This is a genomic window from Aeromonas sp. s2 (genome assembly GCF_040907935.1).
Taxonomy (GTDB): domain Bacteria; phylum Pseudomonadota; class Gammaproteobacteria; order Enterobacterales; family Aeromonadaceae; genus Aeromonas; species Aeromonas dhakensis.
Genome location: NZ_JBFOCR010000027.1, coordinates 14,197 through 34,635, shown reverse-complemented (window position 1 = coordinate 34,635; position 20,439 = coordinate 14,197). Strand labels below are relative to the sequence as shown.

Here is a 20,439-nt window from a genome sequence, read left to right as displayed (position 1 = left end):
GCGGCCAAGCTAGCTGCTGGCTACCCATCGTCATCTAACTGTCATCTAGCCGTCATCCCCCGATCACCTGACCGTCACACTGCACTCGCAAACTGGTATATACCAAATCAGTAGCGAGTCGAACCATGACCCAGCCCTATCTGGACATTCAACATCTCAACAAGCAGTTCGGTGCTTTTCTGGCCCTCAAGGGGATCTCTCTGACCATTGAGCCGGGGGAGTTTATCTGCTTTCTCGGCCCCTCCGGCTGCGGCAAGACCACCCTGCTCAGAGCCATCGCCGGGCTGGATCTGCCGGACAGCGGCGAGATCTGGCAAGGGGGGCGCAATATCTCCCGCCTGCCGCCCCAGCAGCGCGATTTTGGCATCGTGTTTCAGTCCTATGCCCTCTTCCCCAACCTGACGGTGGCCCAGAACATCGCCTTCGGCCTTGAGAATCAGGGGCTGGCGCGGGATCTCATCAAGGAGCGGGTCGATCACTGGCTGGGGCTGGTGGATCTCACGGCCCAGTCCCACAAATACCCGAGCCAGATCTCCGGCGGCCAGCAACAGCGGGTGGCGCTGGCCCGGGCACTCGCCCTCTCCCCCGGCCTGCTGCTGCTGGACGAACCGCTCAGCGCCCTGGATGCCCTGGTGCGCACCCATCTTCGCAGCGAGATCCGCGCCCTGCAGCAGCGCCTTGGCATCACCACCATCATGGTGACCCACGATCAGGAAGAGGCGTTGACCATGGCCGATCGCATCGTGGTGATGGAGGGCGGCCGCATCGTGCAGGTGGGTACGCCGCAGGAGATCTACCACAGGCCAGCGAGCCGCTTCGTGGCAAGCTTTGTCGGCACCATGAACTTCCTCGAGACCCTGGTGCTCGGCCCTACCCAGGTTCGCCTCAACGAACAACCTTTGACGCTCGCCAACCGGGCGGCGGCCGGCAGTAAATTGCAGGTGGCGATCCGCCCCGAGGCGATCACCCTGGGTGCGCCGAGCGAGCCCTGTCTTGGGCAGCATGGCGTTGAAGCAACCATCGAGCAGGTGGAGTTTCTCGGCGCCGCCCAGCGCCTTATCTGCACCGCCGACACCTATCTGGGCCCGCAGCAAATTCTGGTGGAACGCCCGACCCACGAGCTGCCCCACCACGAACAAGGTGGCTGGCGCAGCGGCATGCGCTGCTCGCTGCACTGGCCCGCCGGGGCGATGCAGCTGTTTGAAGGAGAGCGCCCATGACTGCCCCCTTCACGACCTCCTCCCTGTTGCCGCCAGCGACAGCCAGGCACGGCTCCCGCTGGCAGCGGTTCTGTCGCGGCTGGAGCCGGGATCAGCTGCTGCAACTGATCCTGCTTTTGCTTGGCATCGCCCTGCTCACCGGCGGTCTGCTGCTGCCGCTGCTCACCATGCTGCAAAAGAGCCTGCAGGATGAGAACGGCCTCTGGGTGGGCCTTGCCAACTTCAGCGCCTACTTCGACTCCCCTCATCTGGGGCGCACCATAGGCAACACCCTCTGGCTCGGGGTGCTGATCACCGCGCTGGTAGTAACCATCGCTTTTGGTTACGCCTATGCCCTCACCCGCACCTGTATGCCGGGCAAGAGCCTGTTTCGCCTCATCGGCCTTATTCCGCTCTTGATGCCCTCCCTGCTGCCCGCCATCAGCCTGGTCTACTGGTTTGGTAATCAGGGGATCGCCAAGGGGCTGCTCGGCGGCGAGAGCATCTACGGCCCCATCGGCATCGTCATTGGTCTGGGCTTCTGGTGTTTTCCCCACGCCCTGATGATCCTCATCACGGCGCTCGGTCAGAGCGATGCCCGCCTCTATGAAGCCTCCCGGGTGCTCGGCAGCAGCGGCTGGCGCACCTTTGTCACCGTCACCCTGCCTACCGCCCGTTATGGCCTTTTGAGCGCCGCCATCGCCGTCTTCACCCTCACCATCTGCGACTTCGGGGTGGCCAAGGTGATTGGCGGCCATTACAACGTGCTGGCCACCGACATCTACCGGCAGGTGATCGGGATGCAGAACTTCTCCCTCGGCGCGGTTGCCAGCGTCACCCTGCTGCTGCCGGCGCTGCTGAGCTTTGCGCTGGAGCACCGAGTGCGCAGCAAGATGCAGGAGCAGAGCAGCACCAAGGCGGTGCCCTATCGCCCCAAGCCCCATCGGCTGCGGGATCTGCTGGCGCTCGGCTGGTGCACACTCTGGGCCCTGCTGTTTCTGGCGCTGGTAGGGATGGCGGTTTACGGCTCCCTGGTACAGTTCTGGCCCTACAACCTCGCTCTGACGCTGGATCACTACGCCTTTGACAGCAACAGCGTCTATGGCTGGCAGCCCTTTACCAACACCCTGCAACTGGGCCTCTATACCGCGCTTATCGGCACCGTGCTGGTGATGGTGCTGGCCTGGGCACAGGAGAAGGGGCGCCACTTCGCGCCGCTGCGCCAGCTGCTCCATCTGCTTGCCATGCTCTCGCTGGCGGTGCCCGGCATGGTGCTGGGGCTGGGTTACATCTTCTTTTTCAACGGCAATCCGCTCTTTGGCACTCTCTATGGCACTCTGCCGCTGATGGTGCTCTCCTGCGTCATCCACTACTACACAGTGGGCCATATGACGGCGCTGACCAGCCTGAAACAACTGCCCAAAGAGCTGGAGCTGGTGGCCATCTCATTGCGAATCCCGCTCTGGAAGGCGTTCTGGCGAGTCACCCTGCCCGCCTCCCTGCCAGCTCTCTTGGAGATCTTTATCTATCTGTTCGTCAACGCCATGACCACCACCTCGGCGGTGATCTTCCTCTACTCGAGCGACAGCGTGCTCGCCTCCATCGCCGTGCTCAATATGGAGGATTCCGGCGATACCGCCGCGGCTGCCGCCATGGCCACCCTGATCCTGCTGGCCGCCGCCACCGTCAAGCTGCTCCAGCTCTTTTTGAGCCGCGCCCTGCTGGATCGCACCCAGCGCTGGCGCCACCCATAACCTTATCGAGGAGTCATCATGTCCACTCTCCCCTTCTGGCTGGCCGAAGCGCTCGCCGCCGAAAAACCCGCGCCGCCCACGCCCCTAGTCGGCCACCACGAGGTCGATGTCTGCATCGTCGGCGGCGGCTTTACCGGGCTCTGGAGTGCCATCGCCCTTAAACAGGCCGAACCTGCCTTACGTATCATGGTGCTGGAAAAAGACCTGTGCGGCAGCGGCGCCTCCGGGCGCAACGGCGGCTGCCTGCTCACCTGGTCGGCCAAATACCTGACGTTAAAGCGCCTCTTTGGCGAGCAGCAGGCCGCCTGGCTGGTGCAAAGATCCGAGCAGGCGGTGCACGAGATTGCCCGCTTCTGCGAAAAGCACCACATAGAGGCAGAGCTGAGGGTCGAGGGCACCTGCTACACCGCCACCAGCGAGGCCCAGCGCGGTCTGATGGAGCCGGTATTGCAGGAACTCAAACGAGCCTGTCTTAACCAGTGGCAGGCGATTGCGGAGGGTGAACTGGCAAGACAGAGCGGCTCCCACGTTCATCTGGAGGGGCTCTACAGCCCCCACGCCGGTTCGGTGCAACCGGCGTTGTTGGTGCGCGGCCTGCTGCGGGTGGCACGGGAGCTGGGGGTCGAGGTTTATGAGCACTCCCCCATGCAGCGCCTCGAAGGGGGCCAGCCGGCGCGGGTGCAGACGCCGCAGGGCGAGGTGCGAGCCCGCAAGGTGGTGCTGGCCCTCAATAGCGCCATGGCGACGCACTTTCGCGAGTTTCGCCGCAGCATCGTGCTGGTCTCCTCCGATATGGTGATCACCGACCCTGCGCCACAGGCGCTTGCCGCCCAGCAGCTTGAGCACGGCCGCGCCGTGGTGGATGGCCGCACCTTTGTGCATTACTACCGATCCACTCCGCAAGGGCGGCTGATGCTGGGCAAGGGGGGCAACACCTTCGCCTTTGCCAACCGCCATCTGGCCGAGTTCGATGCCCCCAGCCGTTATCTTGCCCCTCTCACCCGTACCCTGCGCCGCTTCTTTCCGGCCCTTGAAGAGGTGCCCATCGCTGCCAGCTGGTGCGGCGCCTCCGATCGCTCGGTGGATGGCCTCCCCTTCTTCGGCCACTGGCGAGCGCAGCCCAATATCGTCTATGGCCTCGGCTATTCCGGCAACGGGGTGGCCCAGAGCTGGATGGGCGGCCAGATCCTGGCGGCCCTGGTGAGAGACAAACCGCGAGATGAGGACAAGCCGTGGCGCGAATGCGCCCTGGTCAGCGGCCCGCGCGGCTACTTTCCGCCCGAGCCGTTTCGCTGGCTGGGGGCCATGGCGGTGCGCAACGCCATCCGGCGCAAGGAGCGGGCGGAAGATGAGAACCGCCCGGTGGCCTGGTATGACAAACAACTGGCCAAACTTGCCGATGCGGCGGGCAAGGCAGACAAATAGGCGCCTTCGCAGCGCGAAGGATAAAGCCAGAAAGCCGAAGGGGCAGGAGAGTGATGACTCCCCTGCCCCTTCGCTTTTGATACGATGGCAGCCCGGATAAAACGGGTTTGGCGCTAGCTGGCCCAGGTGATGATATGGTCGGCCCAGTCGCCGGCATGTACCTCGTGGATCACCTTGCCGCGCACCGACTGACCGGCCTGGTGCATGGCGCTGCGGCTGCCGGTGATAAGCGGATGCCACTCTGGCAGGCTCTGCCCTTCAGCCAGCAGGCGGTAGGCGCAGGTGGAGGGCAGCCAGTTGAACTCGGCAATCTTGTCGTGGGTGATCTGCAGGCAGTCCGGCTCTTTTTTAAAGCGGTTGCCGTAGTCGGAGCACTGGCAGGTCTTGGTATTGAGCAGGTTGCAGGCCACGTTGGTGAACACCAGCTCCTCGGTATCCTCGTCGATCAGCTTGTTCAGGCAGCACTTGCCGCAGCCGTCGCACAGGGACTCCCACTCGGTCGTGGTCATCTGTTGCAGGCTTTTTACCTGCCAAAAGGGGGCGCTCTGCACGGGTTCACTCTGCTGCATGAAAATTGGCTCACTCAATACACTGACAAGCGCGTGGTTATACGCCCTATGGCCTGATTTTTCAAGGTTGGCAGAAGAACCTTGCTCGCCTACTCACTAGTAGCTGTCGGTAAAACAAGGGGAGACAAATAGATACAAGACAATAAATTTTGAAATTCTAATGTTCCCATGATGGGTTGAATTGCCCTATTGAGTATGAGTATCAGACTTTCTTGGTCAAGGCATTACTCTATCAATAGCCACATCAAACAATTGCAATGTCAAAAATGGCATTTCACTCGAATAAATTGGAAAGCATCAGCAATGTTTTTCAAGCATCCAATTACACTGCGATAATACAACCACAAAAACTGTCAAAATATATTGAAAAAAGTTGTTATAATGACTCTGTGGTTCACAAACCAAACTATAAAACAACCATATATAATCACACTGCATATGCAGATATAGTCTGTAAGTAATTTACTATTTTCTCTCAATCATTTTTTTAAGCTCATCTAATTTTGTCATGGTTGCATAGAAAGTTTGATATCCATGGTCTTCTATCTTACCTGTTGTATGCCACGTCGGAACATCTTTAATGTTTTTATTTACAGTGTGAAATTGACCTTCATTACTCAGGCTACTTACATAATTGAAAGCTGCTGCCAGTTGTATTTTCTGAGCGCCAGACAAAGTGCTTATTATGTCACTAAATTGAGTGGGCGTTAGCCCTAAACGAGCTTGCACCGTAGCACTAATGCTTCGAGTACTTATATATGCAATTCCTTGTGCCTGCATGACAAATGTTGCTAATTTAGTATCCTTTGGCAAATTCTGATAAATACTGCTGATATCATTTCCCACTAAAAATTGGGATATGCGTAAACCAGACACGATTGTAATTCCACTATTCTGATAGCCACCCTGCCCATCAATTTTCCCATAGGGGTCAGCTTCTATATCGAATCCACCACCGGCTGTGCTGCTCCACTGAAATATAAACGTATTACCATCTGACAACTTTGATAATACTTCCGCCTGTAAAGATTGAAATTCTGACTGAGCAGTAGATGCACTCTCAATCTCCGCTGTGCACTCTTCTTTTCCTGCATTTTTGCAAGTAGCCTTAACAAGCAATTTGGTAACTAAGTCTTGCGATTTTTTCTCTAAATTAGTGAGGCTGTTTTTAATGTCTTTTATTTTTTTACCAGGATTTCCTGTCACGGGGTAGTCATATTCGATGACTTTCGACTTATCTGTACTCAGACATATCATTGAATATGGCACACGATAACTACTCGCAACGCAAGGCATTCCAACAGTATCTATAGGAAGTTGGCCATTTATTGCAAGAAAGCGACTTTGAAATGGAATGTCATTAAAGTAAGATGAAATACCGCCATCATTTTGAGTCGAGCTAGTCAGTTTATCTACTGCACTTAGATTACTAGAACAGCCAGAAATAAGTGCAGAAGAAAAACAAAATAAAAACATACTTTTCGAAGTCATCATATTACCCTCCCCAGCAGTATTGACACTTATATCACTTGAAAGCCATAAGAATATAGCCCGCCATTCAGCATGTGCAAATTTTATTATTATGACTGTATCGTTTACATAATGGTCTTCAATTCATCGCACGCAGAGACCAGCGCCTTCATCGCGCCCCTTTGAGCTGAGATGTGTACTGAATTAAGTTACGCAGGCGAAAAAGCAAACTATCCCCATAAAAAATGCCGCCCCAAAGGGCGGCATTTTGCTATCCGAGATAACAGGCTAAAGAACTTACCAGCCAGTTACTTCACGCAGGGCTTTGCCGATATCGGCCAGGGAGCGCACGGTTTTCACGCCGGCATCTTCCAGGGCGGCAAATTTCTCGGCCGCGGTACCTTTGCCACCGGCGATGATGGCGCCCGCATGACCCATGCGCTTGCCAGCCGGAGCGGTGACACCCGCAATGTAGGAGACCACCGGCTTGGTGACGTGGGCCTTGATGTAGGCCGCCGCGTCTTCCTCGGCGTTGCCGCCGATCTCGCCGATCATCACGATGGCTTCGGTCTGCGGGTCATTCTGGAACATCTCGAGGATGTCGATGAAGTTGGAGCCCGGGATGGGGTCGCCACCGATACCGACGCAGGTGGACTGGCCGAAGCCCTCGTCCGTGGTCTGCTTGACCGCTTCGTAGGTCAGGGTGCCGGAGCGGGAGACGATGCCCACCTTGCCCGGCTTGTGGATGTGGCCGGGCATGATGCCGATCTTGCACTCACCCGGGGTGATGACGCCCGGGCAGTTGGGGCCGATCATGCGCACGCCGGTTTCCTGCAGCTTCACCTTGACGTCCAGCATGTCCAGGGTCGGGATGCCTTCGGTGATGGTGACGATGAGCTTGATGCCGGCATCGATGGCTTCCAGGATGGCGTCCTTGCAGAACGGGGCCGGCACATAGATGACGGAGGCGGTGGCGCCAGTGGCTTCCACGGCGTCACGGACAGTGTTGAACACCGGCAGGCCCAGGTGAGTGGTGCCGCCTTTGCCCGGGGAAACGCCGCCGACCATCTGGGTACCGTAGGCAATCGCCTGTTCGGAGTGGAAAGTGCCCTGACCGCCGGTAAAGCCCTGGCAGATCACCTTGGTGTCTTTGTTGATCAGAACGCTCATTATTTGGCCTCCGCTGCTTTTACCACTTGCTGAGCTGCGTCAGTCAGACTCGTTGCGGCGATGATATTGAGGCCGCTGTCGGCCAGTTTACGGGCACCCAGTTCGGCATTGTTGCCTTCCAGACGCACCACCACGGGCACTTTCACCCCCACTTCTTTGACGGCGCCGATAATGCCTTCCGCGATCATGTCGCAGCGCACGATGCCACCGAAGATGTTGACCAGCACGGCTTGTACCTTGCTGTCGGAGAGGATGATCTTGAACGCCTCGGTCACCCGCTCCTTGGTGGCGCCGCCGCCGACGTCCAGGAAGTTGGCCGGTGAACCGCCGTGCAGGTTGACGATGTCCATGGTGCCCATGGCCAGACCCGCGCCGTTGACCATGCAACCGATGTTGCCATCCAGCGCCACGTAGTTCAGCTCCCACTGGGCGGCGTGCGCTTCGCGGGGGTCATCCTGGGACGGGTCGTGCATCTCGCGCAGCTTCGGCTGGCGGTACAGGGCGTTGGCGTCGATGTTGATCTTGCCGTCCAGGCAGTGCAGGTTGCCCTTGTCGGTGATGACCAGCGGGTTGATCTCCAGCAGGGCGAAGTCGCAGTCCAGGAACATCTGGCCCAGACCCATGAAGATCTTGGTGAACTGCTTGATCTGATCGCCGACCAGACCCAGTTTGAAGGCCAGCTCGCGGGCTTGATAAGGCTGCGGGCCTACCAGCGGATCGATGGCGGCTTTGTGAATGAGTTCCGGGGTTTCGTGGGCAACTTTTTCGATCTCCACGCCACCTTCGGTAGAGGCCATGAAGACCACGCGACGGCTGCCACGGTCAACCACGGCGCCCAGGTAGAGCTCCTTGGCGATGTCGGTGCAGGACTCCACCAGGATCTTGGTGACCGGCTGACCGTTGGCGTCAGTCTGATAGGTCACCAGGTTCTTGCCGAGCCAGTTCTGGGCGAAGGCACGGATCTCGTCCTTGCTCTTGGCCAGCTTGACGCCGCCCGCTTTACCGCGGCCACCGGCGTGGACCTGGCACTTGACGACCCAGGTGTTGCCGCCAATCTTGTCGGCCGCTTCGGCCGCTTCCTGCGGGGTGGCACAGGCATAACCTTCGGAGACCGGCAGGCCATACTCGGCAAACAGCTGTTTTGCCTGATATTCATGCAGATTCATAGATGCTCTATCCGTGTTGTAGGTATTTCCGTCCGGGGCTCGTGTTTCTCAATCCCCTGTGAAAGAGGCCAGGGTGGCCCCTCGTTATCTTTCTAATTTCACTTTCACTCAGACGTTCCGTCAGGGCCGCGAGGGCCCCCGCTTGCCGCCGAACGGGAAGTCCGGCGGCAAGCTTGTGGCGCGGCTTGGCAAGCTCACAGGCTTGCCACTCCGGCCGATTTCTTTAGACGTCCAGCAGCAGACGGGTCGGATCTTCCAGCAGCTCCTTGATGGAGACCAGGAAGCCCACCGACTCGCGGCCGTCGATGATGCGGTGATCGTAGGAGAGCGCCAGGTACATCATCGGCAGGATCTCGACCTTGCCGTCGACGGCCATGGGGCGGTCCTGGATCTTGTGCATGCCCAGAATGGCGCTCTGGGGCGGGTTGATGATCGGGGTGGACATCAGGGAGCCGAACACGCCACCGTTGGTGATGGTGAAGTTGCCGCCGGTCAGTTCGTCCACGGTCAGCTTGCCGTCACGGCCCTTGCCGGCCAAGTCTTTGATGGCCTTCTCGATGTCCGCCAGGCTCATGCTGTCGCAGTCGCGCAGCACCGGAGTCACCAGACCACGGGGGGTGGAGACGGCGATGCTGACGTCGAAGTAGTTGTGGTAGACGATGTCGTCACCGTCCAGCGCCGCGTTCACTTCCGGGTAGCGCTTGAGGGATTCCACTACCGCCTTCACGTAGAAAGACATGAAACCGAGCTTGATGCCGTGCTTCTTCTCGAAGATCTCGCCGTACTGCTTGCGCAGCTTCATGATGGGCGCCATGTTGATCTCGTTGAAGGTGGTCAGCATGGCGGTGGTGTTCTTGGCCTCCAGCAGACGCTCGGCGATACGCTTGCGCAGACGGGTCATGGGCACGCGTTTTTCAGTGCGACCGGCCAGCGGGGCGACCGGTGCAGCAGGGGCTGCAGCGGCAACCGGCGCGGCGGCAGGCTTGTTGCCACCCTTGATAAAGGCTTCCACGTCTTCCTTGGTGACGCGACCGCCCTTGCCGGTACCGGTCAGCTTGGCAACGTCGATGTCATGCTCGGCCACCAGGCGGCGCACGGAGGGGCTCAGGCCATCGGCGGCGTCATCGGCTACCGCTTCCACCGGCTTCTCCTTGGTCTCTTCGCCGGCCACCGGGGCAGGCTTGAGCATGGCGATCAGCTGGCGGGAGAGCACGGTGGCCCCTTCGCTTTGCAGGATGTCGCCCAGCACGCCAGCTTCCGGCGCCGGCACTTCCAGCACGACCTTGTCGGTCTCGATGTCAACCAGCACTTCGTCACGGGCAACCAGATCACCCGGCTTCTTGTGCCAGGTCGCGATGGTGGCATCCGCCACTGATTCCGGCAGGTCCGGTACTTTGATCTCGATAGTCATCTAATCAGTTCCTTGTTTACTTCTTGGCCAGCGGGCTTGTTCTTGGTCGAAGAGGACGCTCCCGGGGAGCGCCCTCTCCTTCACAACTCGTTATTCCAGGGTAAGTGCGTCTTCCACCAGGGCTTTTTGCTGCTTGGCGTGGACTGACATGTAACCGACGGCCGGCGAGGCCGAGGCCGGGCGACCGGCATAACGCAGACGAGCATGGCTTGGCAGCACGCTGTCGTAGTGATGACGGGTGCAGTACCAGGCGCCCTGGTTCTGCGGCTCTTCCTGACACCAGACGAAGTCGGTGACATGGCTGTAGTCGGCCAGGATGGCGCGCACTTCCTCTTCCGGGAAGGGGTAGAGCTGCTCGATCCGCACCAGGGCCACATCTTGCTGCTCGGCCTTGCGACGGGCATCGAGCAGGTCGTAGTAGACCTTGCCGGAGCAGAACACCACGCGCTTGACGCCCTTCGGATCCAGCGCATCGATCTCACCGATGGCGTTCTGGAAGGTGCCTTCGGCCAGCTCTTCGAGCTTGCTCACCGCCAGCGGGTGGCGCAGCAGGGATTTGGGCGTCATCACGATGAGCGGACGGCGCATCGGACGTACCACCTGACGGCGCAGCATGTGGAACACCTGGGCCGGGTTGGACGGCACGCACACCTGCATGTTGTGCTGGGCGCACATCTGCAGATAACGCTCCAGACGGGCGGAGGAGTGCTCCGGGCCCTGCCCCTCGTAACCGTGCGGCAGCAACATGGTCAGGCCGCACATCCGGCCCCACTTCTGCTCGCCGGAGGAGAGGAACTGATCCACCACCACCTGGGCGCAGTTGGCGAAGTCGCCGAACTGGGCTTCCCAGATGGTGAGGCCGGCCGGCTCGGCGCTGGCGTAACCATATTCAAACGCCAGTACCGCGTTCTCGGTCAGCACCGAGTCGTACACCTCGAACGGGCCTTGCTCGTCGTGCAGGTTGCACAGCGGGGTGTAGGTGCTGGCATCGGTCTGGTTGTGCAGCACAGCGTGGCGGTGGAAGAAGGTGCCGCGGCCGGAGTCTTCCCCGGTGAAGCGGATGCGGGAACCCTTGTCCACCAGGGTGGCGTAGGCCAGGGTCTCGGCAAAGCCCCAGTCCACCAGCTTCTCACCGGCGGCCATCAGGCGGCGATCTTCGTAGATCTTCTCGACCTGGCGCTGCAGCACGTGGGTGGCTGGATACTGGCTCACCCGCTCGCCCAGGGCCTTCAGGTGATCCATCGGCACAGTGCTGTCATAGGGCATGGCCCAGTCGTGACCCAGGTAGGGGGTCCAGTCGACGGAGTGCAGCTCCATCGGACGCCACTCCTTGCTCACCCGCTCACCGCGATCCAGGGTGTCGCGATACTCGTTGATCAGGGTTGTGGCCAGCTCCTGGCTGATGACGCCATCGGCCACCAGCTGATCGGCGTAGATCTTGCGCGGGGTCGGGTGCTGCTTGATCTTCTGGTACATCAGCGGCTGGGTGGCGCTCGGCTCGTCGGCCTCGTTGTGGCCGTGACGACGGTAGCAGACCAGCTCGATAACCACGTCGCGCTTGAAGGTGTTGCGGTAATCCAGCGCAATCTGGGTCACCAGCACCACGGCTTCCGGATCATCACCGTTGACGTGCAATACGGGGGCCTGCACCGCCTTGGCGATGTCAGTGCAATATTCGGTGGAGCGCAGGTCACGAATATAGGAGGTGGTGAAGCCCACCTGGTTGTTGATGACGATGCGCACCGTCCCGCCGACGCCATAGGCTCGGGTCTGGGACATGTTAAAGGTCTCGGCTACCACGCCCTGACCGGCCATGGCCGAGTCACCGTGGATGGTGATGGGCAGCACGGTCGAGCCGTCCTTGTCACCACGGCGATCCATGCGGGCACGCACGGAGCCGATGACCACGGGGTTGACGATCTCGAGGTGAGACGGGTTGAAGGCGAGCGCCAGGTGGACGTTGCCGCCCGGGGTGGCGAAGTCGGACGAGAAGCCCATGTGGTACTTCACGTCACCCGTGCCCCAGGATTCGCCGTGCTTGCCGGCAAACTCGTCGAACAGGTCCTGGGCGCGCTTGCCCAGCACGTTGATCAGCACGTTGAGGCGACCGCGGTGGGCCATGCCGATGACGGCCTCTTTGCAACCCTGCTCGCCGGCGCGACGGATCAATTCTTTGAGCATAGGTACCATGGCATCACCCCCTTCCAGGGAGAAACGCTTGGCCCCCGGGAACTTGGCGCCCAGGTATTTTTCCAGCCCTTCGGCGGCGGTCAGGCTCTCGAGGAAGCGGGTCTTCTCTTCGAGGGTATAGGTCCCCTTCCCTTCGATGGATTCGAGCCTGTCTTGCAGCCAGCGCTTCTCCTCGGTGGAGGTGAGGTGCATGTAGTCGGCACCGATGCTGCCGCAGTAGGTCTTCTTCAGCGAGGCATACAGGTCGGAGAGCACCATGGTCTCGCGACCGATGGCGTAGGAGCCCACGTTGAAGGTGGCCTCCATGTCCGCGCCTTGCAGGTTGTGAAACGCAGGGTCCAGTTCGGCAACGGTTTCACGCGCCCACAGGCCGAGCGGATCCAGATTGGCGTTTTGATGGCCGCGGAAGCGGAAGGCGTTGATCAGCTGCAGTACCCGCACCTGCTTGGCATCCACTTGCGGATCGGAGACGGGGGCACTGTAACGGGAGGGCTCCTTGGCCAGGCGACGGAAATAATCGCGGACCCGGGAATGGGGTTGTTCTATCGCATGGCCATTGACCTGGGGCAGCGAGCTAAACAGGCTGCGCCACTCTTCGGCTACGGATTCGGGGTCTTCCAGGAAGGATTCGTACAAATCCTCGATATAGCTTGCATTCGCACCAGCCAGGTGAGATGACTCCAACCAGGCCTTCATCACGCCGTTATGCATTTCTATCCCTTGTACATCTTGTTCACTGCAGCGCAGCTTGTAGGGGTCAAATAGCCATCCAGGCTGGATGGCTATCCAGAGGTCGGGCCTGGCGCGTGACGCCCTGGCCCTGATATCAAACAGCCCGGTTGAGCAGCATCGACTTGATGTGGCCGATGGCCTTGGTCGGGTTCAATCCCTTGGGACAGACGTTCACGCAGTTCATGATGCCGTGGCAACGGAACACACTGAAGGCGTCATCCAGATTACCCAGTCGCTCGGTCGCGGCGGTGTCGCGGCTGTCCGCCAGCCAGCGATAGGCGGCGAGCAGCCCAGCCGGGCCGATGAACTTGTCCGGGTTCCACCAGAAGGAGGGGCAAGAGGTGGAGCAGCAGGCACAGAGTATGCACTCGTACAGGCCATCCAGCTTGGCGCGCTCTTCGGGGGATTGCAGGTGCTCACGCACGGGCGGCAATTTTTCGTCGTTGATGAGGAAGGGTTTGACCTTCTCCCACTGGGTGTAGAACTGGGTCATGTCGATCACCAGATCGCGGATCACCGGCAGGCCTGGCAAGGGGCGGATAACGACGTTATTGCCCTTCTTCAGCAGATCGGAGAGCGGGGTGATGCAGGCAAGACCGTTCTTGCCATTCATGTTGAGACCGTCAGATCCACAGACCCCTTCGCGGCAGGAGCGGCGGAAGGCGAGCGTGGGATCCAGCTCTTTCAACTGGATCAGTGCGTCGAGCACCATCATGTCGGAACCTTCAGGAATATCAAGACGATATTCCTTCATATGGGGGACGTTATCAACATCCGGATTGTATCTGTAGACAGAGAATGTGACGTTCATTGTGCTTGGCTCCGCAATCAGTAAGTCCGGACCTTGGGCGGGAACGCCTCACGGGTCTTGGGTGACATGTTGACAGCGCGACGGGTCATGGACTCGGTGTCCGGATGATAGAGGCTGTGGCACAGCCAGCTCTCATCGTCACGCTCCGGGAAATCGAAGCGGCTGTGGGCGCCCCGGCTCTCGGTACGGAAGTTGGCGGCCACCGCGGTGGCATAGGCGGTCTCCATCAGGTTGTCCAGCTCCAGGCACTCGATGCGCTGGGTGTTGAACTCCCTGGAGGTGTCGTCCAGACGGGCGTTCTTGAGGCGCTCGCGGATGAGTTTCAGCTCGGCCAGCCCTTCCGCCATGGCATCCCCTTCGCGGAACACGGAGAAGTTGTTCTGCATGCAGCGCTGCAGATCCTTGCGGATCTGGGCCGGGTCTTCACCGTTACGGTTGCTTTCCCAGCGGTTGAGGCGCTCGAGCGCCTTGGCGATGTCGGCTTCGGTGGCTTCCACGCCGTGCTCCATCGAGCCCAGGGTCTCCACCAGGTGCATGCCGGCGGCACGACCGAACACCACCAGATCCAGCAGGGAGTTGCCGCCCAGACGGTTGGCGCCGTGCACGGAGACACAGGCGATCTCGCCCACCGCGAACAGACCGACCACCGGCACGTCGTTGCCATCCTTGTCTTGGGTCAGGCACTGGCCGTTCACGCTGGTCGGCACGCCGCCCATCATGTAGTGGCAGGTCGGGATGATGGGGATGGGTTCCTTGACCGGATCCACGTGGGCGAAGGTGCGAGACAGTTCGCAGATGCCCGGCAGACGGGATTCCAGTACCTCTTTGCCGAGGTGATCCAGCTTGAGCTTGATGTGCGGGCCCCAGGGACCATCGCAGCCGCGGCCTTCGCGGATCTCGATCATGATGGAACGAGCCACCACGTCGCGACCGGCCAGGTCCTTGGCGTTCGGCGCATAACGCTCCATGAAGCGCTCGCCGTCTTTGTTCAGCAGGTAGCCGCCTTCACCGCGGCAACCTTCGGTCACCAGTACCCCTGCCCCGGCGATGCCGGTGGGGTGGAACTGCCAGAACTCCATGTCCTGCACGCCGACCCCGGCACGCAGCGCCATGCCGACACCGTCACCGGTGTTGATGTGGGCGTTGGTGGTGGACTGGTAGATGCGACCGGCGCCGCCAGTGGCGAGTACGGTGGCCTTGGCCTTGAAGTAGACGACTTCACCGCTCTCCATGTCGATGGCGGTACAACCGACGATGTGGCCGTCCTGGTTCTTCACCAGATCCAGCGCATACCACTCGGAGAAGACGGTGGTCTTGTTCTTGACGTTTTGCTGATACAGGGTGTGCAGCAGGGCGTGGCCGGTACGGTCGGCAGCCGCCGCGGTACGGGCAGCCTGCTCGCCACCGAAGTTCTTGGACTGACCGCCAAACGGACGCTGGTAGACGCGGCCGTTGTCGAAGCGGGAGAAGGGCAGACCCATGTTCTCCAGCTCATAGACGGCCTCGGGGCCTGTCTTGCACATGTACTCGATGGCTTCCTGATCACCGATGTAATCGGAGCCTTTCACGGTGTCATACATGTGCCACTGCCAGTTGTCGTCGTGGGCGTTGCCCAGCGCAACCGTGATGCCGCCCTGGGCGGAAACCGTGTGGGAACGAGTCGGGAAAACCTTGGAAAGCAGTGCGCAGCTCTTGCCGGATTGGGCAATCTGCAGCGCGGCGCGCATGCCGGCACCACCGGCGCCGATCACGACCGCATCAAATTCACGAGTTGGAATAGTCACCTTACACACCCCACAGCACGACGAAACCCGTCATCAGATAGACAAACAGCACCACCACCAGTGCAAACTGCAGCGCACCGCGCAGCCCGACCGGCTTGATATAGTCGGTCAGCACCTGCCACAGACCGATCCAGGCATGGATCAGCACACACAGCAGCGCCAACAGGGTGAACACCTTGGTGAAGGTTTTCGCGAAGAAACCGGTCCACACCTCGTAGGTGATGTCGTTGCACGCAACGAAACCCACCAGATAGAGGACATAACAGGTCATGATGAGGGCGGTGGCGCGGATCAGGATGTAATCGTGAACACCGCTGCGCCCGAATGTTGCAGAATTGGTTACCATACCAGAACCCCCGCCAATACCGCCAAAATCGCAGTGATCACGAAGGCCACACGGGCACTCTGATTACCGGATTCCAGCTCTTCCCAATAGCCCATGTCCATGACCAGGTGACGCAGCCCGCCCACAATGTGGTAAGCCAGCGCGGTCAGGATCCCCCACAGCACGAATTTGACCAGGAAGTTGTCCATGATGGACACCACGGTCTCAAATCCTTCGGGAGAGGCGAGTGAAGTACCAAGCATCCACAGCAAGATTGAGAGCGCCACAAAGGTGATGACCCCTGAGACACGATGCAAGATGGAAGCGATGGCGGTGACAGGAAAGCTGATCGTCTGTAGGTCGAGGTTTACAGGTCTCTGTTTATTTTTCACGGCTTTGCCCACTCAGCTCCATTGAGCACGTTAGTTATTGTTTTTTCACGCTTATGAGGGCATGGAGTGGCATTTGTTAGGTTTTTGTTACCAAAACAACTCGGGAAAGCCAAAAACGACATTTTCAATATCACATCTGGCTTTGCGAAAGCGTTTCAAACACCGACAGCCATCACCCACGAGGCGCAGTATATCGGCGGGCTTAACCAATGACAATCAATTAGCTACAAAGAAAGCCCAAAACCGTAAACCAGATCTCACAACTGATTTAACAAAACATTAATGATCATCCAGCAAAATTGACAACAGACCTGAACTCTGTTTCAAATAAGGCGCTCCAGCCGCCCTGGTACGGGTCAGAACCTTTGCCAGCGTCATCAAACTCGTAATAAAGTAGAGCTGGAATCAAATTATAAAAGAGCAAAGGAGACGTGCTATGGCTGATAAGATAGCCACCCTACATCTGCCCGGCAAAGACCCGGTAGAACTCCCGATCCTGTCAGGAACTGTCGGACCTGACGTGATCGATGTCAGAAAGCTGGGCGCGCAAGGGTACTTCACCTTCGACCCCGGTTTCATGGCCACCGGTTCTTGCAAATCATCCATCACTTACATAGATGGCGATCAGGGTGTCTTGCTGCACCGTGGTTACCCCATCGCCCAGTTGGCCACCCAAGCCAGCTACCTCGAAGTCTGCTACATCCTGCTGTACGGCGAGGCGCCCACCAAGGCGCAATACACGGAATTCGAACGTCTGGTCACCCGCCACACCATGGTGCATGAGCAGATCGCCTTCTTCTTCCGCGGCTTCCGCCGCGACGCTCACCCCATGGCCGTCATGTGCGGCGTGGTCAGCGCGCTTTCCGCCTTCTATCACGACGCCCTCGACATCAACAACGAAGAGCACCGCGAGATCTGCGCCTTCCGTCTGCTCTCCAAGATGCCGACCCTGGCCGCCATGTGCTACAAGTACTCCATCGGCCAGCCGTTCATGCAGCCGCGCAACGCCCTCTCCTATGCCGGCAACTTCCTGCACATGATGTTTGGCGTGCCGACCGAAGAGTACAAGGTCAACCCCATCGTCGAGCGCGCCATGGACCGCATCTTCACCCTGCATGCGGACCACGAGCAGAACGCCTCCACCTCCACCGTGCGTCTGGCTGGCTCCTCCGGTGCCAACCCGTTTGCCTGTATCGCCGCGGGGATCGCCTCCCTGTGGGGACCGGCCCACGGCGGTGCCAACGAAGCCTGCCTCAAGATGCTCGAGGAGATCGGCTCCGTGGATCGCATCCCCGAGTACATCGCCAAGGCCAAGGACAAGAACGATCCGTTCCGTCTGATGGGCTTCGGTCACCGGGTCTACAAAAACCACGACCCCCGTGCCACCGTGATGCGCGAAACCTGTCACGAGGTACTGACCGAGCTGCAGATCAAGGATCCGCTGCTGGACGTGGCCATGGAGCTGGAGCGCATCGCGCTGTCCGACCCCTACTTCATCGAGAAGAAGCTCTACCCGAACGTGGACTTCTACTCCGGCATCATCATGAAGGCCATCGGCATCCCCATGTCCATGTTCACCGTGATCTTCGCCATCTCTCGTACCATCGGCTGGATTGCCCACTGGAACGAAATGCACTCGGATCCGGATCAGAAGATTGGCCGTCCGCGCCAGCTCTACACCGGTCAGCCGCAGCGCGAGTTCACTCCGCTCGACCAGCGTTGAGTCGCAGGTTTCGGATAGTTTGTTACAAAGGCGGTCATTGACCGCCTTTTCATTTGCCGCTCTAATGCCCCCCTTTTAGCCAAGGAGTCCATCATGAGACCATTATTCATCAGCGCCGGCGCCGCCCTGCTGCTCAGCGCCTGCCAGAGCGCCCCTGCCCCGACCGCCGGCGAGACCCTCTACGTCAACAGTCAGCTGGTGCACTGCGTCGGTGTCGGCCCCATGCAGTGCATGCAGGTGCGCAGCGACGAGCAGCAGCCCTGGACCCTGTTTTATCAGCAGATCGAAGGCTTCCAGTTTGAGCCCGGCTACCGCTACCAGCTGAGCGTCAGCAAGGAGCAGCTCACCGATGTGCCGGCAGATGCCCCTTCCCTGCGCTACCAGCTCATCAAGGTCGTCAGCAAACAGGCGGCGCGCTGATCAAAAAAGGCATCATTTGAAGATGCCTGTTCAGTTGGTGACCCGCTTCTGGTAGGCTGGCTGACGCATTCACTATTTAATCAGCGTTTTCGGGCAGTCATGCCCTGTCACTATGATCAAGATCCGCACGACCCGGGCCAACGACTGGCCCGCCATCATGGCCATTCAGGACGAGTGTTATCACCAGCTGGATCCTGAACCCATCGACGTCATGAGCAACAAGGCCGAACTGGCCCCCGACTGCTGCTGGGTCGCCGAATATCAGGGCCAGGTACTGGGTTACCTGCTCTGCCACCCCTGGCGCGCCCACCAGCCACCGCCCCTCTCCGTGTCCATGCAGCGCCTGGCCGGCAACGACGAGTTCTATCTGCACGATCTCGCCGTCTCCAGACAGGCTCGCGGCAAGGGGATCGGCCAGCGTCTGCTCGCCACCGCCCTCGCGTTTGCCACCGACGAAGGGTTCGAGCACGCCGGTCTGGTGGCGGTACAGGATGCGCCAGCCTTCTGGCGCAAGCAGGGGTTCAAGCCTGCCAGCACCCAGAAATCCCTGGCTGAATACGGCGAGGGCGCCACCTACATGCGACTGCCACTGCAGGCGCGGGCCTGACGAACACCCAATAAAAAAGGCGCCTTGCGGCGCCTTTTTTGCAACTCATGACGGGCTCATCAAGCCTTGTACTTGCTGAACACCAGGGAGGCGTTGGTACCGCCAAAGCCGAAGCTGTTGGACATGACGGTGTTGAGCTCGGCCTCTTCGTACTCGCGCACGATGGGCAGACCTTCAGCCTTCTCGTCCAGGGTCTCGATGTTGATGCTGGGGGCGATGAAGCCGTGTTCCATCATCAGCAGGGAGTAGACAGCCTCGTGCACGCCGGCGGCGCCCAGCGCATGGCCGGTCATCGCCTTGGTGGCAGAGATCTTGGGACCGTTGGCACCAAACAGGGTCTGGATAGCTTCCAGCTCTTTGGTATCACCGACCGGGGTGGAGGTGCCGTGGGTGTTGATGTAGTCAACCTTGCCAACACCTTGCATCGCCATCTTCATGCAGCGCACCGCGCCTTCACCGCTCGGGGCGACCATGTCGTAACCGTCGGAAGTGGCGCCGTAGCCGGTCAGCTCGGCATAGATATGAGCACCACGAGCCAGCGCGTGCTCCAGCTCTTCGATCACCAGAATGCCGCCGCCACCGGAGATGACGAAACCATCGCGGTTCGCATCATAGGTACGGGACGCCTTTTCCGGCGTGTCGTTGTATTTGGTAGACAGCGCGCCCATGGCGTCAAACTGGATGGTAGAGGACCAGTCCAGCTCTTCACCGCCACCGGCGAAGACCACATCCTGTTTGCCAAGCTGGATCAGCTCCATGGCGTGACCGATGCAGTGAGCGGAGGTCGCACAGGCGGAGCTGATGGAGTAGTTCACGCCCTTGATCTGGAATGGTGTCGCCAGGCAGGCAGAGGTGGTGGAAGACATGGTGCGCGGCACCATGTAGGGGCCCACACGCTTGACCCCTTTCTCGCGAGCGATGTCCACAGACTCGGAGGTGTTCTTGCCGGAAGCACCACCCGAACCGACCACCAGGCCGGTACGCTCGTTGGAGACCTGGTCTTCCGCCAGGCCGGCATCTTCAATGGCCTGCTGCATGGAGAGGTAGGCGTAGGCCGCAGCGTCACCCATGAAACGCATGACTTTACGGTCGATCAGTTCAGACGGATCGAGTTTGATGTTACCCCAGACACGGCTGCGCAGGTTGTGCTGCTCGAACTGCTCGGAATAGGTGATGCCAGATTTGCCTGCTTTCAGGGAGGCCAGCACTTCTTCCTTGTTGTTGCCGATACTGGAGATGACGCCGATACCGGTGATCACTGCTCTTCTCATTAATTCATCTCGTCTGGAAA

The 20,439-nt window shown here is 59.6% G+C and carries 17 protein-coding genes; 6 read left to right on the top strand and 11 right to left on the bottom strand.

The annotated features are described in order from the left end of the window. Positions 1 to 125: 125 nt before the first annotated feature. Genes AB5Y81_RS20255 through AB5Y81_RS20245 form a run of 3 tightly spaced genes read left to right on the top strand, consistent with a single transcriptional unit; the run spans position 126 to position 4,378 of the window. Positions 126 to 1,220, top strand: coding sequence for a putative 2-aminoethylphosphonate ABC transporter ATP-binding protein (locus AB5Y81_RS20255; RefSeq protein ID WP_279484439.1), 1,095 nt, complete (start codon positions 126 to 128; stop codon positions 1,218 to 1,220). After that, positions 1,217 to 2,953, top strand: a complete 1,737-nt coding sequence (locus tag AB5Y81_RS20250; RefSeq protein ID WP_368146784.1) for a putative 2-aminoethylphosphonate ABC transporter permease subunit — start codon at positions 1,217 to 1,219, stop codon at positions 2,951 to 2,953. The genes AB5Y81_RS20255 and AB5Y81_RS20250 overlap by 4 nt, the downstream gene beginning before the upstream one ends. An 18-nt stretch (positions 2,954 to 2,971) precedes the next feature. Continuing rightward, on the top strand, positions 2,972 to 4,378 hold the full coding sequence (locus AB5Y81_RS20245) for an FAD-dependent oxidoreductase (protein WP_368146782.1): 1,407 nt from the start codon (positions 2,972 to 2,974) through the stop codon (positions 4,376 to 4,378). 113 nt (positions 4,379 to 4,491) lie between these two features. Here AB5Y81_RS20245 and AB5Y81_RS20240 read toward each other — a convergent pair whose 3' ends face one another. From AB5Y81_RS20240 to sdhC, 10 genes are all read right to left on the bottom strand, one after another. Next, positions 4,492 to 4,947, bottom strand: coding sequence for a YcgN family cysteine cluster protein (locus AB5Y81_RS20240; protein ID WP_017785494.1), 456 nt, complete (start codon positions 4,945 to 4,947; stop codon positions 4,492 to 4,494). A 465-nt stretch (positions 4,948 to 5,412) separates the two neighbouring features. Next, positions 5,413 to 6,441, bottom strand: a complete 1,029-nt coding sequence (locus AB5Y81_RS20235) for a hypothetical protein (RefSeq protein ID WP_279484441.1) — start codon at positions 6,439 to 6,441, stop codon at positions 5,413 to 5,415. Between the two features lie 273 nt (positions 6,442 to 6,714). Continuing rightward, complete coding sequence (gene sucD / locus AB5Y81_RS20230) at positions 6,715 to 7,587, bottom strand: succinate--CoA ligase subunit alpha (protein ID WP_005300222.1); 873 nt, start codon at positions 7,585 to 7,587, stop codon at positions 6,715 to 6,717. After that, a complete protein-coding gene (gene sucC / locus AB5Y81_RS20225) occupies positions 7,587 to 8,753 on the bottom strand; it encodes an ADP-forming succinate--CoA ligase subunit beta (protein WP_005300220.1) in 1,167 nt (388 codons plus the stop codon). The genes sucD and sucC overlap by 1 nt, the downstream gene beginning before the upstream one ends. 223 nt (positions 8,754 to 8,976) lie before the next feature. Continuing rightward, complete coding sequence (odhB, locus tag AB5Y81_RS20220) at positions 8,977 to 10,164, bottom strand: 2-oxoglutarate dehydrogenase complex dihydrolipoyllysine-residue succinyltransferase (protein ID WP_005300217.1); 1,188 nt, start codon at positions 10,162 to 10,164, stop codon at positions 8,977 to 8,979. A 90-nt stretch (positions 10,165 to 10,254) separates the two neighbouring features. After that, positions 10,255 to 13,065: a 2-oxoglutarate dehydrogenase E1 component gene (sucA, locus tag AB5Y81_RS20215; protein ID WP_279484442.1), complete on the bottom strand. Its 2,811-nt coding sequence runs from the start codon at positions 13,063 to 13,065 to the stop codon at positions 10,255 to 10,257. 115 nt (positions 13,066 to 13,180) lie between these two features. Then, positions 13,181 to 13,897, bottom strand: a complete 717-nt coding sequence (locus AB5Y81_RS20210) for a succinate dehydrogenase iron-sulfur subunit (protein ID WP_010634177.1) — start codon at positions 13,895 to 13,897, stop codon at positions 13,181 to 13,183. A 17-nt stretch (positions 13,898 to 13,914) separates the two neighbouring features. Then, entirely contained in the window at positions 13,915 to 15,681 is a 1,767-nt protein-coding gene (sdhA, locus tag AB5Y81_RS20205) for a succinate dehydrogenase flavoprotein subunit (RefSeq protein ID WP_017779962.1), read from the bottom strand. Position 15,682: 1 nt separating this feature from the next. Then, a complete protein-coding gene (sdhD, locus tag AB5Y81_RS20200; RefSeq protein WP_005300209.1) occupies positions 15,683 to 16,027 on the bottom strand; it encodes a succinate dehydrogenase, hydrophobic membrane anchor protein in 345 nt (114 codons plus the stop codon). Continuing rightward, a complete protein-coding gene (gene sdhC, locus AB5Y81_RS20195; RefSeq protein WP_005300207.1) occupies positions 16,021 to 16,410 on the bottom strand; it encodes a succinate dehydrogenase cytochrome b556 subunit in 390 nt (129 codons plus the stop codon). The genes sdhD and sdhC overlap by 7 nt, the downstream gene beginning before the upstream one ends. 424 nt (positions 16,411 to 16,834) lie before the next feature. Here sdhC and AB5Y81_RS20190 point away from each other — a divergent pair, with 424 nt between their 5' ends. The 3 genes from AB5Y81_RS20190 to AB5Y81_RS20180 all read left to right on the top strand — a co-directional run bounded on the left by AB5Y81_RS20190 (position 16,835) and on the right by AB5Y81_RS20180 (position 19,148). Beyond that, on the top strand, positions 16,835 to 18,121 hold the full coding sequence (locus AB5Y81_RS20190) for a citrate synthase (RefSeq protein ID WP_005300205.1): 1,287 nt from the start codon (positions 16,835 to 16,837) through the stop codon (positions 18,119 to 18,121). A 93-nt stretch (positions 18,122 to 18,214) separates the two neighbouring features. Then, positions 18,215 to 18,541 carry a DUF4377 domain-containing protein gene (locus tag AB5Y81_RS20185; protein WP_005300200.1) on the top strand — a complete coding sequence of 109 codons (327 nt, stop codon included), beginning with the start codon at positions 18,215 to 18,217 and terminating at the stop codon, positions 18,539 to 18,541. Positions 18,542 to 18,653: 112 nt separating this feature from the next. Then, entirely contained in the window at positions 18,654 to 19,148 is a 495-nt protein-coding gene (locus AB5Y81_RS20180; RefSeq protein ID WP_005300196.1) for a GNAT family N-acetyltransferase, read from the top strand. A gap of 59 nt (positions 19,149 to 19,207) precedes the next feature. On the opposite strand, the gene fabB is transcribed toward AB5Y81_RS20180, so the two are convergent. After that, the gene (gene fabB, locus AB5Y81_RS20175; protein WP_054545032.1) at positions 19,208 to 20,419 is read right to left on the bottom strand and encodes a beta-ketoacyl-ACP synthase I; all 1,212 of its coding nucleotides are present in this window, start codon (positions 20,417 to 20,419) and stop codon (positions 19,208 to 19,210) included. Between the last annotated feature and the right edge of the window lie 20 nt (positions 20,420 to 20,439).

What these genes read in the sequence shown, in the direction of transcription:
- odhB (WP_005300217.1), bottom strand. Translation starts at nt 10,164, where the DNA reads ATGACTATCGAGATCAAAGTACCGGACCTGCCGGAATCAGTGGCGGAT.
- AB5Y81_RS20250 (WP_368146784.1), top strand. Translation starts at nt 1,217, where the DNA reads ATGACTGCCCCCTTCACGACCTCCTCCCTGTTGCCGCCAGCGACAGCC.
- AB5Y81_RS20210 (WP_010634177.1), bottom strand. Translation starts at nt 13,897, where the DNA reads ATGAACGTCACATTCTCTGTCTACAGATACAATCCGGATGTTGATAAC.
- sucC (WP_005300220.1), bottom strand. Translation starts at nt 8,753, where the DNA reads ATGAATCTGCATGAATATCAGGCAAAACAGCTGTTTGCCGAGTATGGC.
- sucA (WP_279484442.1), bottom strand. Translation starts at nt 13,065, where the DNA reads ATGCATAACGGCGTGATGAAGGCCTGGTTGGAGTCATCTCACCTGGCT.
- fabB (WP_054545032.1), bottom strand. Translation starts at nt 20,419, where the DNA reads ATGAGAAGAGCAGTGATCACCGGTATCGGCGTCATCTCCAGTATCGGC.
- AB5Y81_RS20240 (WP_017785494.1), bottom strand. Translation starts at nt 4,947, where the DNA reads ATGCAGCAGAGTGAACCCGTGCAGAGCGCCCCCTTTTGGCAGGTAAAA.
- sdhD (WP_005300209.1), bottom strand. Translation starts at nt 16,027, where the DNA reads ATGGTAACCAATTCTGCAACATTCGGGCGCAGCGGTGTTCACGATTAC.
- AB5Y81_RS20245 (WP_368146782.1), top strand. Translation starts at nt 2,972, where the DNA reads ATGTCCACTCTCCCCTTCTGGCTGGCCGAAGCGCTCGCCGCCGAAAAA.
- AB5Y81_RS20235 (WP_279484441.1), bottom strand. Translation starts at nt 6,441, where the DNA reads ATGATGACTTCGAAAAGTATGTTTTTATTTTGTTTTTCTTCTGCACTT.
- AB5Y81_RS20185 (WP_005300200.1), top strand. Translation starts at nt 18,215, where the DNA reads ATGAGACCATTATTCATCAGCGCCGGCGCCGCCCTGCTGCTCAGCGCC.
- sucD (WP_005300222.1), bottom strand. Translation starts at nt 7,587, where the DNA reads ATGAGCGTTCTGATCAACAAAGACACCAAGGTGATCTGCCAGGGCTTT.
- AB5Y81_RS20190 (WP_005300205.1), top strand. Translation starts at nt 16,835, where the DNA reads ATGGCTGATAAGATAGCCACCCTACATCTGCCCGGCAAAGACCCGGTA.
- AB5Y81_RS20180 (WP_005300196.1), top strand. Translation starts at nt 18,654, where the DNA reads ATGATCAAGATCCGCACGACCCGGGCCAACGACTGGCCCGCCATCATG.
- AB5Y81_RS20255 (WP_279484439.1), top strand. Translation starts at nt 126, where the DNA reads ATGACCCAGCCCTATCTGGACATTCAACATCTCAACAAGCAGTTCGGT.